A 12,624-nucleotide genomic window follows, 5' to 3' on the forward strand; every position below is an offset into this window, starting at 1 on the left:
ATGGGCCGCCCCCTGGCGATCGAACTGGTGCTGCTGCCGGGGGACGCTCCGACCTCCTTCCGCATCTTCGTCTCGCTGCGGGCGGCCGGCACGGAGGACGGCCACGTCGCCGACTGGGACGCCCTGACCGATTGGCCCGGACTGCTCTCGTCCGCCCGCTTCTCGATCGAGCGCGACGACGGAGCGGCGGCGCCACTGCAGATCGCACCGGATGCCGACGCGCCGACGTGGTCGACCCTCATCCCGTCCGACCTACCGGTGCGGCCGCACGTTCCGGCATCCCCGCTCGGCGCCCGCACGGCGACGTTCTCGTCGACCACGATCGCCGTCGACATCCGCGCCGTGTACTCGCTCGCCGGCGCGCCGGGATCGGTCGCGCCCCCGGCCGCGGCAGCCGATCTGACGCCCGTGTCCGCGACGGAGGTCGACCCGGGCGCCCTCGCATTCGGCGATCAGCCATCGAGCGAAGGATGGGACGAGCCACCACGAACGGAAGGGCGCGGGGGGCTGCTGCGGTCGCTGCTGCCGGGACCGTACGCGGCCGTGAGCGGCATCTCCCAGGATCGGCCGCAGGACCTGCTGTCGTTCGTCTCCGCCAACGCGGTGTCGTTCCTCGCCAATGACGCGCTCGACGTTCCGGCGTTCGACACGTTCGATCTCGGGGCGCGGGCGCCGGTCACCGAGTGGACGAACGCCGCGACGACGGTTCACGTGCTGAACGCGATGGCGGAGGACGCGCGCACGGATGCCGCGACACCGGACGCCGTGCCGGCCGACGCCTCGGCATCCGACGAGTTCCACGCCACGCTCTCCGCGCTCGGCGATCACCCCGCGCTGCTCGCCCGACTCGGCCTGGTGCTGCGAGGCGTGTCGGTGCTCGACGTGCCCGAGGGTCCGTTCGGCGCTCGCGTCGTCGTCGACGGGCTCGACCATCCCGATGCAACGGTGAGCACGCCCTGGTCGGCGATGACGCGCACGGGCGATCGGATCGCGATGCAGCCGCGCACCCGAGCGACCCCGGCGACGTCGTTCGCGCCCCTCGGCATCGCGTGCGAGTCGGTCGACACGGATGCCGCGGTCCGCGCGCTGCTGAGACTCGCGGAGGAGGAGCTCGCCGACGGCCGGCCGAGATCCATCGACGAGCTGCCCGCGCTGCGCACGGCCGGCCTGCGGCTCGTTCGTGAGGAGGCCGCGACGTGCGATCTCGCCGGGCTGGCTCAGAACAGGACGAACCGTCATGCGGATCAACGGCTGGACGATGACCTGCGACTCCACGCCGAGGACGTCGCCTACGGCGCGCGCATCGATGTTCTCGACCACACGACCGGCCGGTGGCGGTCGCTGCACGAGCGCGTCGTCGACTACCGTGTCGACGACGCGCCACTGCTGGCCGGCGTGCACGACGAAAGCGCCGTGAGGGTGGCCATCGTGCACCCCGTGCCGGGGACGGCGAGCGAGCCCGCGGCGGTGAGCGTCGTCGACGATGCGCTCGCGACGTGGGACGGCTGGTCGCTCGCGGCTCAGCGCCCGGGGAAGGCGGTCGTCTCGGCGCCCGACACGGAGCCCGCGGTCCGTGTGTCGAACGAGCCGCTGCGGCCCGGCGGAGTCGCCGCTGACGTGACGGCAAGACCCCGCAGCCTCCCCCGACTGCGTTTCGGCCGCCGGTATCGACTCGGGCTCCGCGTCGTCGACATCGCCGGCGGCGGGTCGAGCCTCGATGACGCGGCGGCGCGCCTCGAGAGCAACGATGTCGACTTCCTCCGCTTCGAGCCGCTCGCACCGCCGATCGTCGTCATGCCGCCGACGACGACGGACCGCACGGGAGAGAGCGAGACGGTGCTCGCCGTGCGCAGCGGGCTGGATGACGACGTGACCGACTTCGGAGCCGAGCCGGAGCTGTGCGTGCGGCGGCTGTTCCCGCCGCGCACGACGGTCGAGCTCGCCGAACGTCACGGGGTGTTCGACTCGGCCGTCGACGACGCGTCGCTCGTCGAGGATGCCCACGACCGCGCCTCCTCCGTCGACGAGCCGCTCGACCCGACCTCGCGGGACGTCGGATACCTCGTCGATCCGCTCAGCGCCGGAGCCACGCTGTGGGGCCTGCCCGGAGCCCTCGAGCCGTTCGTCATCGAGTGGTCGCACGATGACGACGGAGCACCGCGAGCCATCGAGCTACGCCTGGTCGCCGTTGCGGCAGGCGAGGAGCGGCCGCCCGAGCACGACGCGACGCAGGGGTCGATCACAGTGTTCCTCGCGCCCGGACACGACGTGACGGTGCACCTCGCGAGCACCCTGTCGAGCACCGAGCACCTCGCCCTTCCGGCAATGTGGGGCTCGCTGCCCGACGCCGAGCGGGTCGCGGCGCAGGACCTTCTCTCGCAGGGCATGCATCCGATGATCACCCCTTCCGTCGAGCTCCGCCTCGTGCACGCGACTCAGCGTCCGACTCCGCCGCCCTACGGCGCAGACGGCGTCAACGGGTTCCGAGAGGCCGGGGCGAGCCGGATCGCGATCGAGGGCGGCTGGCCCGTCGACCCGTGGACGACGGGATCCGTCGAGGTCACGGCATCCTGGGCCGACCTCTCCTCCGATCGGCAGGCCCCGACGGGATCCGACGACGACGGGAACCCCGTCGTCGTGCCGGTCGAGATGCCGCGCACGTCTCGCCTGGGCGCCGCGATGCTCGTCCCCTACCCCGCGAGCGCCGAGGCGCCCGACACCGAGGTGTGGCTCGAGGATGCCGCGGTCGTCGACCCCGGCCACGCGAAGGCCGTGACGCTCACCCTGACCTCGCGCTACACGAGCCGTCACCCCGACTTCTTCCCGCGCGCCTTCGCCGTCGCGGAGCCCGGCGCGGTGCCGCGACTCGCGATCGATGGCGAGCCGTACACGCTCACGATGCGCAGCGCCGCGAGGCCCGTCCCGATCGCGCCGACCCGGGTTCTCCCGCTCATCGTGCGACGCCGGTTCGGCGACGTGATCGAGCGCGAGGGCGGCTGGATCCGCGTGCACGTCGGCACGGAGTGGTTCCTCAGCGGTCCGGGCGAGCAGGCGGTCGTACTCGCACTGTCCGCACGCGCGGCGATCGACGACCCCCTGCCCGATGCGCCCTTCCGCTTCAGCCGGGTCGGACTCGACCCTGGGCGCGTCCGCGACGACCCGTTTCCCAGCCCTCCCCTGTCACCGGAGGTGTTCGGACCGGCCGAGGAGTGGATCGCGCACTGTCCGCCCGAGTCCGTCGACGACCTCCTGCGGGCGGGATGGGACCCCGCGAGCGACGTCCTGATGCGCCCCCGTCCCATCAGCTGGGACGAGTCCGTCGGCGAGTGGTTCTTCGACGTGCGAGTCACCTGGACAGGGTCGACCGACGCGATGGCGAGCCTCGTCGTCGCTCGCGACCAGCCGCACACGATGACCGGCGCGGGGCTCGATCGCTGCTCCGTCCCGACGCGCCTCGATCCGATCCCCCTGCTCGCGGACCGGCGCCTGACGCTCGTCCCGTCTCCGGGCGGTTTCACGCTCGGGATCACGGGACCCACGCCACCGGTCGCTCGCCGTCGCGCCTCGACCGCCCCCGGCGCGGCATGGCACCACGACCACTACGTGTCTCCGGACTCGACGACGGTCTTCGCCTACGCGCAGGAGCTCGTGGCGCCGGCGGCCGACGAGCTCATCGCCTGGCGCACCTACACCGCGTGGCGCATCAACCGCATCGAAGACCGGCTGGACGGGACGACGCTCTGGCGGACGACGCTGTACCCCGACGCCGACGATGCGGCGACATCCCACCGCATCGTCGTCGTGGAGTGGGACGCCGCCGCGTCCGTCGACGACTCGTCCGAGCCGGGAGGATTTCCCGGGCGCCCCGTGCTCATGGAACAGTTCCCGATCACCGGGCGGATCCGACCCCCCGTGCCGGAGGACGTCGACTTCTGACGCTCGCCCTCTCCCGCCGTCTCGGAGCCCCTCATGGATACGCCGCGTGGTAGCCGAGATCGACGTGCTGGATGTCGCCGTTCTGCGCGGCGCCGAAGTCAGACGCCCCCAGCGCATGCGGCCACCCAGCGGGCTGAGCACGGCATCGCCTTCCTCGATCATCGCGACGACGAACTCCGACATCGGGGCCGGGTTCAGAGGTCGGCGTCCTCCCCCGACTCGAAGTCGCCGGTGGCGAAGTCGTCCCACTCCGGCTCGACGTCCTGCGGATGCTGGGGTGTGCAGCGCCTCGACATGGCAGCCCCTCGCCTTCGGTGCTCGTCTCGTGGGGCCACGGTAGCTCCGCCGCATGAACGGACGATGTCGCGGCGGTCTCCCTGGTGTGTCGACCGTCGCCGACGAGCGGATGCCGGGGCGAACCGCCCTCAGGCGCCGCCGGCCACGCGGTCGACCGCGCGGACGACCTCGTCGGCGTCGCGCGACCGGTCGTCGAGCGCCCGATGGATCGTGAGCCCCTCGATGAGGGCGTCCAGCATGCGTGCCGTCTCGGGGTCGAAGTGACGCTCCAGGGCGGCGCGGCTGCGCGCCATCCACGCCGCCGTGATGCTCCGGAAGTCGTCGTTCCGCGCGGCCAGCGTGTACAGCTCGTGGGTGAGGACGAGGTCGCGCCGATCGCCGAGGACGTCCTCGAGGATGAGGTCGACGACGGCTCGGCGAGCGGCCGGGGCGTCGGCCACGGCATCCATCCGCCGCACGAACCGGTCGCTGACGCTCGTCGCGAAGCGGCCGAACGCCTCGCGCAGCAGCTCGTCCATCCCGCTGAAGTGGTAGGTCATCGAACCCAGCGGCACGCCCGCGGCCTCGGCGACCTTGCGGTGCGAGGCCCCGGCTACGCCGACGTCGGCGATGACGTCGAGGCACGCGTCGATGATGCGGTCGCGCCGGTCGGGGTCGTTCCGCCGTCCGCGGCGCGACCCCGCGGCGTCACCGCGCGCGGACGGCATCCTGCTCGCCGATCTCGCGGAGGACGCGGGCGGGGTTGCCCACCGCGACGACGTTCGCGGGGATGTCCCTCGTGACCACCGATCCCGCGCCGACGACGCTGTTGTCGCCGATCGTGACGCCCGGGCACACGATGACGCCGCCGCCGAGCCACACGTTGTCGCCGATCGTGATCGGCCTCGCCGCCTCGAGCTTGTCGCGGCGGGGCCGCGGGTCGATCGGATGGGTCGGCGTGAGCAGCTGGACGTTGGGGCCGAGCAGGCAGTCCTCGCCGATCGTGATCGGGGCGACGTCGAGCGCCGTGAGGTTGTAGTTGACGAACGTGCGGGCGCCGATCGAGATGTGCTCGCCGTAGTCGACGAACAGCGGCGGCTTGACGAAGGCGTCCTGACCCAGGTCGCCGATCAGCTCCTCGAGCAGCGGCCGGGCCGCCGCCTCGTCCTCGACGGCGGCACGATGGTAGGCGTCGGCCAGCCGGACGGCGCGCTGCGCGAGGCGGCCGCTCTCGGGGTCGTCCGCGATGTAGAGGTCGCCGGCGAGCATCCGCTCGCGGTTCGTGCGGGGGTCGCCCGCGAAGTGGTCGGTCATGGATCAGAACACTACCAGCAGGTGTGTACGAACGTACATATTTTGTGTACGATCGTACCCATGCCTCTCTCCTCGTCCCTGCGGCGCGCCCGCGTCGCCGTGTTCGGCTTCTTCTTCATCGCCGGCCTCGCGCTGGCGCTGTGGGTCGTGTACATCCCGGCCGTGCAGTCGTCGCTGGGGCTCTCGCACTCGACGCTCGGCACGCTCCTCCTCTTCCTCGGCCTCGGGTCGTTCTTCGGCATGCAGGCCACCGGCTGGCTCGCGGACCGCGTCGGCAGTCGCCGCGCCACGATCGCGACCGCGCTCTTCATGTCCGTCGGCATCAACCTGCCGGGCCTCGCGACCGAGGCCTGGCAGCTCGGCGCGGCGCTGTTCGTGTTCGGCCTGGGCTTCGGCGGCATCGACGTCGCGATGAACGACCAGGCCGTGCTGACTGAGCGCGGCTACGACAAGCCGATCATGTCGGCCTTCCACGCGATGTTCTCGATCGGCGGCGCCGTCGGAGCGGTCGTCGGCGCGCTCCTGCAGAGCGCCCACCTCACGGTGCACTGGGCGCTCGCCCTGGCCGGCGTCGTCGGCGTGGTCGTGACGGCGCTGTGCGGATCGGCGCTCGTGAAGCCGGGCGACGCCCTCCCCGCCCCCGTCACGGAGGACGCGTCGAGCGACGGCGGCGGGATGCCGCTGCGCGCCCTCACCGGACGCATCGCGACGCTGGCGGCGCTGGCGTTCCTGATCATGCTCGCAGAGGGCACCGCCACCGACTGGTCCGCGCTGCACGCGGTCGAGCACGTCGGGGCCACCGAGTCGGCGGCGGCCCTCGCGTACGGCGCCTTCGCGGTCGCGATGACGGCGGGCCGCTTCGTCGCCGACCCGATCTCGCACCGGCTCGGCGCGGTGCACGTCGTCCGCTACGGATCGATCATCGCCGCCGCCGGCATGGCCGTGGTCGTGGCGGCGCCCGTCTACCCGCTCACGCTTCTCGGCTGGGTCGTCTTCGGGCTCGGTCTGTCCGGCATCGTGCCGCAGATCTTCACCGCCGCGGGCAACCTCGGGGCGGCCAAGCAGGGCGCGGTCATGGCCCGCGTCGTCGGCGCCGGCTACCTCGGGCTGCTCGCCGGCCCCGCCGTCATCGGCTGGATCGCCCAGTACACCGGTCTCGATCTCGCCCTCGTCGTCCCGTTGCTGTTCTGCGCGGCGGGCGTGCTGCTGGCCGGTCAGGTGGCCTCTCCGCGCAAGGTGCTCCAGCCCCGCTGAACCCGTCGCACGCCGCACGGACGGCGCACCGCGATCCGGCATCCGCCCCTCGACGGGCACAGGAAAGGAACGGTGATGGAGAGCATCACGAAGAACAGGCAGCCTCGGGAGGTCCTGCGCGCGCTCGTCGAGCGGGCCTACGGCGCCGACCAGGTGCCCGACGGCGACTTCGCGCACGAGATGACGGAGGGGTGGTTCAACGTCGCGTACCGCATCCGGCTGCGCGACGGGCGCAGGGTCGTGCTGAAGATCGCACCGCCCGCCGGCGTCGACGTGCTCACCCGCGAGGTCGGCATGATGCGCGTGGAGCTCGAGGCGATGCGCCTCGTGTCGACGCGCACCTCGGTGCCCGTGCCGCGGGTGGACCACGCCGATCTGTCTCACGAGATCGTCGACGCGGACCTGTTCTTCATGGAGTTCGTGGATGCCGACAACTTCGGTCTCGCCGCCGCGGCCGGCCGCCTGCCCGACGAGGTGGTGTCCGCCGGAAACCGCGAACTGGGTGCGCTGAACCGCGAGATCAACTCGGTGGTTGGCCCGCACTTCGGTCCACTGCTCGGAGCCGGGTCGCCCACGTGGCGGGAGGCGTTCACGACGATGATCGACGACACGCTCCGCGACGGCGACCGGGTCGGGATCGACATCGGGTGGGGCCACGACGAGATCCGCGCCGTGATCGTCGAGAACGCGCAGACCCTCGACGAGGTGACCGTGCCGCGACTCGTCGAGGTCGATCTGTGGGCCAAGAACTCGATGATCCGCGACGGGCGCATCGTCGCGATCCTCGACCACGAGCGCGCCGTCTACGGCGATCCGCTCATGGAGGCCGGCCTCACCGGGCTCGACATGCCGTTCTTCGGCGACCCGTCGGACTTCATGGCCGGCTTCGGGCTCACCGCGCTCACTCCCGCGCAGCGCACGCGGCGGCGCCTGTACTCGCTGTACCTCGCGCTCATCATGGTCGTGGAGACGAAGTACCGCGGGCACACCGACACCGAGATCTACGACCTCGGGCGCCGGGAGCTGGATGCCGTCATGGCCGCGCTCGGCCACGCGCGCCCGTCGACGGCGTGAGCACGCGCATCCGGCGCGACCGTGCGGAGGACCTCGGCACGCGTCCGGTCGGACGGCTGCTGTGGTGGACGTGCTCGCAGACGACCCTCTCCGTCGGCGTCTACGGCGTCTACGCGCTCACCAATGCGTGGTTCGTCGCACACGGCGTGGGCGGCACGGCGCTGGCGGCGGTGAACCTGGTCGCGCCGCTGCTGCTGCTTCTCGGCGCGGTGTCCACGACGGTGGGCGTCGGCGGCGCGTCCCTCGTCTCACGAAGCCTCGGCGCCCGCCGTCCCGGCGACGCCGCGCGCGCGGCCGGCAACGCGTTCGTCGTGTTCTGGACGACGGCGCTCGCCGTCACGGTGCTGGGCCTGGTCCTGCTCGAGCCCCTGCTGCGGCTCGTGGGCGCGACCGACGAGACGCTCCCCTACGCGCGGCCGTATGCGGCCGTCATCATCGGCGGCGCGGTCTTCGCGACCGGGTTCTCGGCGCTGGTCCGCGCCGAGGGCCGCATGCTGTTCTCGACCCTGCTGTGGGCGGTGCCCGTGCTCGTGCAGATCGCCCTCGACCCGTTGCTGATCTTCGTGTTCGACCTCGGCGTGATCGGTGCGGGGCTCGGCACCGTCGGCGGACAGGCGGTCTCGGCCGGGATGGCCGTGTGGTTCTTCTTCGTGCAGCGGCAGCGGCCGTACCGGGTCGGTCTCGCGCAGCTGCGTCCGCACGGCCCCACGATCCGGGCGATGCTCGCCATCGGCGCGCCGTCGTTCCTCGCCGGCTTCGGCGCGACCCTGCTGGCGATCGTCGTCAACGCGTCGCTCGCGGTCGCCGGCGCCGCGGTGCTCGCCGCCTACGCCGTGTGCGCCCGCGTGCAGACCTTCGCGGCCATGCCGCAGATCGGCATCACGCAGGGCGTGCAGCCCCTCGTGAGCTACAACGCCGGGCTGGGGCGGACCGACCGCGTGGCGCGCACGCGCACCCTCGCCCTGCGTGCCACCGTCGGCTACGGAGCCGTCGCCGCCACTGTGGTCGCACTCGGCGCGCACCCGATCGCGACGCTGTTCCTCAGCGAACCGCGGGCGATCGAGCACGCCGCCGACGCGTTGCGGATCGTCGCCGCAGGCTTCGTCTTCGCGGGCGTCCCGCCCCTGGTCTCGGCCTGCTTCCAGGCCCTCGGCCGGCCGGCGCCGTCGTATGCGATCTCGATCGGCACGCTCGTCGGCCTGCGTCTCCCCCTCGTGCTGCTGCTCGGGATGCTCGGACCGCTGGGCATCTGGATCGCGCTGCCCGCGGGCGAGGTGCTGTCCGCGGCGGCGGCGTGGATCGTGCTGCGCCGCGCTCGCTCACGCGCCGACGTCAACGATCGCGGGAAGCCCGCGCCAGGATGAGCGCGGGCAGGTCTGCCCACAGCCCGTCCACCTGACGGAGGGTCTCCTCGACGGTGCCGGCAGTGTCGATCACGACGTCGGCGACGGCGAGCCGCGCGTCGTCCGACACCTGCGACGAGATGCGGGCCGCGGCGTCCGCCTCGCTCAGCCCGCGCAGCGCGACGAGCCGCTGACGGCGCACGTCCGCCGGGGCGTGCGCCACGACGACGAGATCCCACGGGTCGTCCACGCGCGCCTCGACGAGGAGCGGCACGTCGTACACGACGACCGCGTCGGGGTCCGCGTCGAACGCCGCGGCGAACCGGCGCGCCGACTCCGCGCGCACCGCCGGGTGGACGATGCCGTTGAGCCGCGCGACCGCGTCGGGGTCGCCGAACACGAGCGCACCGAGCGCGGGGCGGTCCAGCTCGCCGTCCGGGCGGATCGTCGACGCGCCGAACTCCGCGGCGATCGCCGCGAGCACGGGCGAGCCCGGCCGCTGCACCTCGCGGACGAGCGCGTCGGCGTCGACCACGATCGCGCCGTGCCCGGCCAGGCGCGCGGCGATCGTCGACTTCCCGGACGCGATCCCTCCGGTCAGGGCGATGAGCGGCATGCTACGAGGATGCCACGTCCGGCTGCGCCGGCGTCGGGCGCCCGAGAACTGGCGTATAAACGGAGGGATGCCTGTCGTCCCTCCCCCTGTCATCGTGCTCGTCGGCGCGGGTCCGCGTGGCGTGTCGCTCCTGGAGCGGATCGGCGCCAACCTGCCGGAGCCGCCGGGCCGCCTGCGGATCCATGTGATCGACGACACCGAGCCCGGCGCGGGGCGGATCTGGCGCACCGACCAGTCGCGCGAGCTGTGCATGAACACGCTCGCCGACGCGGTCACGCTCTTCACCGACTCGTCGGGCACGATGGCGGGCCCGGTCGTCCCCGGCCCGACGCTGTACGAGTGGTGCCTGCTGGTCCGCGACCGCGCACGGCGGTCACCGGCATCCGACCCCGCCGTCGCCGTCATCCCGCCCGAGCACGTGACCGCCTTCGACGGCACACCGGTGCGGCCCGATCTCGCGGCGGACTACCGCGAGGAGCTCGCGGCCATGGTGCCGCAGTCGCACCCGAGCCGGTCGCTGTACGGCGAGTACCTCCGCTGGTGCTACGCCCGGGCCCTCGAGCGGATGCCGGCCGAGGTCGAGGTGGTCGAGCACGTCGCGCGCGCCACCGCGATCGCGGCACGCGACGGCCGCCAGGTCGTGACGCTCGACGACGGCGCCGAGATCGTCGCCGACGCGATCGTCGTCGCGGCCGGCTGGATGCCGCGCGCCGAGACCGTCGAGGAGCGCGGGCTCCGCGCCGCCGTGGAGGCGCACCCCGGACTGGTCTGGGTGCGGCCCGCCTCGCCGGTCGACCAGGATGTCGACGCGATCCCCGACGGCGCCACCGCGATCGTGCGCGGGCTCGGCATGGGCTTCTTCGACGTGATGGCGCTCCTGAGCGTCGGGCGCGGCGGACGCTTCCACGACGACCCGGACGAGCCCGGCGGGCTGCGCTACGAGCCGTCCGGTCGTGAGCCGGTGCTGCACGTCACGTCGCCCCGCGGCGTGCCGTACCGCGCCAAGACCCTGTACGGGTCGCTGCCGCCGCGCGCGCCGCAACGGCACGTGCGCGGCGTGGACTGGGATGCGATGCCGCGCCCCATCGACTTCGACGCCCGCATGTGGCCGCTCATCCTCAAGGACGCGTTCGCGGACTATCACGACACGCTCCACCGCGTGCGCCCGGAAGCCGTCTCGGGGAGCATCGACGACCTCCACGCCGCGATCGCCGCCGCCGACGGCACGATCGACGCGCTGACGGCCGCGACCGCGCCCTTCGTGCCCGACCCGGCCGACCGGTTCGACCTCGAGGGCGCCGTGCGGCCCGTGCAGCGCACGTTCGACTCGCCCGCCGCGTTCGACCACTGGGTGATCGGCTTCGTAACGGACGACCTCGCCGAAGCGGACCGCGGCCGCGACAGCGCGCTCAAAGCGGGACTGTGGTCGATCAGCTCGGCACGGCAGGCGGCGAGCGCCGTGGGATCGTTCGGCGGGTTCGACGCCGAGTCGCGCGCGCAGGGCTTCCGCGCGCTGCATTCCGTCGGCGGCATGTTCGGGTCGGGTCCGCCCGCGTTCCGCAACCGGCAGCTCCTGGCGCTCGCCCGCGCCGGGCTCGTGCACTTCATCGGCCCGCGCGCCGAGGTCACGGCATCCGGCGGGGTGTTCCGCGCCTCCTCGCCGGCGGTGCACGGCTCCGAGATCGAGGCGCGCGTGCTCGTCGACGCGTGGATGCATTTCCACGACGTCTCCGCCAGCGCCGACCCGCTCACCGAGTCGCTGCTGGCCGCCGGACGCTCACGAGCCTTCACCGTGCCGAGCCGCGCCGGGGAGCCGGCGCCCACCGGCGGCTTCGACATCGACCCGGCCACCGGCCTGCTCGTGCACCCGGACGGCGCGCTCGACGAGGCCGTCCACGTCGCCGGCATCCCGGTCGACGAGGTCATGCACGACACGATCATCAGCCCGATGCCCAGGACCGATCCCACGATGCTGCGCGAGACCGACCGGGTCGCCCGCAGCGCCCTGCGGATCGCCGAGAACGCGCGCGGGCGCCTCGCCGGCGCCGAGAGGACCACACCATGACCGAAGACCGCTCGGCCGTCGACCGCCCCGTCGCCCTCGTGACCGGCGCCACCGGCGGGATGGGCGGCGAGATCGTCCGCGACCTCCTCCGCACCCATCGCGTCGTGGCCGTGGGGCGCGACACCGACGCGCTCGACGCACTCGCGGCGCTCGGCGCCGAGCCGTGGCAGGTCGACGTGACCGATGCGGCCGCCCTGGCCGCGCGCACCGCCGCGCTCGCGCGGCTCGACGTGCTCGTGCACGCAGCGGCGACGGGCGGCGCGCACTCCGTGGCGGATGCCACCGAGGAGGACTGGCTCGGCCAGCTCGCGGTCAACGTCGTGGCGCCGGCGACGCTCACGCGGCTCGTGCTCCCGCTCCTGCGCGCCGCCTCCGGGACCGTCGTGTTCATCGGCTCGGGAGCCGGCACCCGCCCGGTGCCCGGGAGCGCGGTGTACACGGCTTCCAAGCACGCCCTCCGCGGCCTCGCGGACGTCCTGCGCATCGACGAAGAGCCGCATCGCGTGCGCGTCGTCACGATCGCACCGGGCCAGACCGACACCGCGATGCTCCGCGGCGGCATCGCGCAGGCCGGCGGCGTCTACCAGCCCGAGCGGTACATCGCGCCGGGCACCGTGGCATCCGTCGTGCGCTTCGTCGTGGACGCGCCGCCCGACACGCAGCTCACCGACATCGCGGTGCGGCCGCGGCAGGAGATCGCGCGCCTGTAGCCGTGTCGCAGCCCGGACGGCACCGGCGTGGCGGGC

Annotated in this window: 9 protein-coding genes; 6 read left to right on the plus strand and 3 right to left on the minus strand. The window is 73.2% G+C overall.

Annotated features, from left to right (window positions below; genetic code table 11):
- Entirely contained in the window at positions 1-3,936 is a 3,936-nt protein-coding gene (locus WML84_RS01445) for a hypothetical protein (protein ID WP_347344380.1), read from the plus strand.
- Between the two features lie 425 nt (positions 3,937-4,361).
- Here the strand turns inward: WML84_RS01445 and WML84_RS01450 are convergent, their stop codons facing one another.
- Together WML84_RS01450 and WML84_RS01455 are read right to left on the minus strand one after the other, a co-directional pair.
- Positions 4,362-4,940: a TetR family transcriptional regulator gene (locus WML84_RS01450; protein WP_347344381.1), complete on the minus strand. Its 579-nt coding sequence runs from the start codon at positions 4,938-4,940 to the stop codon at positions 4,362-4,364.
- The gene (locus WML84_RS01455) at positions 4,921-5,526 is read right to left on the minus strand and encodes a sugar O-acetyltransferase (RefSeq protein WP_347344382.1); all 606 of its coding nucleotides are present in this window, start codon (positions 5,524-5,526) and stop codon (positions 4,921-4,923) included. Before WML84_RS01455 ends, WML84_RS01450 begins: the two co-directional genes overlap by 20 nt.
- 60 nt (positions 5,527-5,586) lie before the next feature.
- Between WML84_RS01455 and WML84_RS01460 the strand changes: the two genes are divergently transcribed.
- From WML84_RS01460 to WML84_RS01470, 3 genes are all read left to right on the plus strand, one after another.
- Positions 5,587-6,780, plus strand: coding sequence for an MFS transporter (locus WML84_RS01460; protein WP_347344383.1), 1,194 nt, complete (start codon positions 5,587-5,589; stop codon positions 6,778-6,780).
- A gap of 75 nt (positions 6,781-6,855) precedes the next feature.
- The gene (locus WML84_RS01465; RefSeq protein ID WP_347344384.1) at positions 6,856-7,854 is read left to right on the plus strand and encodes a phosphotransferase; all 999 of its coding nucleotides are present in this window, start codon (positions 6,856-6,858) and stop codon (positions 7,852-7,854) included.
- Positions 7,851-9,218, plus strand: coding sequence for an MATE family efflux transporter (locus WML84_RS01470; RefSeq protein WP_347344385.1), 1,368 nt, complete (start codon positions 7,851-7,853; stop codon positions 9,216-9,218). Before WML84_RS01465 ends, WML84_RS01470 begins: the two co-directional genes overlap by 4 nt.
- On the opposite strand, the gene coaE is transcribed toward WML84_RS01470, so the two are convergent.
- Positions 9,187-9,813 carry a dephospho-CoA kinase gene (gene coaE / locus WML84_RS01475; protein WP_347344386.1) on the minus strand — a complete coding sequence of 209 codons (627 nt, stop codon included), beginning with the start codon at positions 9,811-9,813 and terminating at the stop codon, positions 9,187-9,189. The two genes, WML84_RS01470 and coaE, sit on opposite strands and share 32 nt — an antisense overlap.
- A 67-nt stretch (positions 9,814-9,880) precedes the next feature.
- On the opposite strand from coaE, the gene WML84_RS01480 reads away from it, so the two are divergent.
- Positions 9,881-11,878: an FAD/NAD(P)-binding protein gene (locus WML84_RS01480; RefSeq protein WP_347344387.1), complete on the plus strand. Its 1,998-nt coding sequence runs from the start codon at positions 9,881-9,883 to the stop codon at positions 11,876-11,878.
- A complete protein-coding gene (locus WML84_RS01485; RefSeq protein ID WP_347344388.1) occupies positions 11,875-12,588 on the plus strand; it encodes an SDR family oxidoreductase in 714 nt (237 codons plus the stop codon). Before WML84_RS01480 ends, WML84_RS01485 begins: the two co-directional genes overlap by 4 nt.
- Positions 12,589-12,624 lie beyond the last annotated feature (36 nt).

This window comes from Microbacterium sp. (assembly GCF_039812165.1).
Classification (GTDB): domain Bacteria; phylum Actinomycetota; class Actinomycetes; order Actinomycetales; family Microbacteriaceae; genus Microbacterium.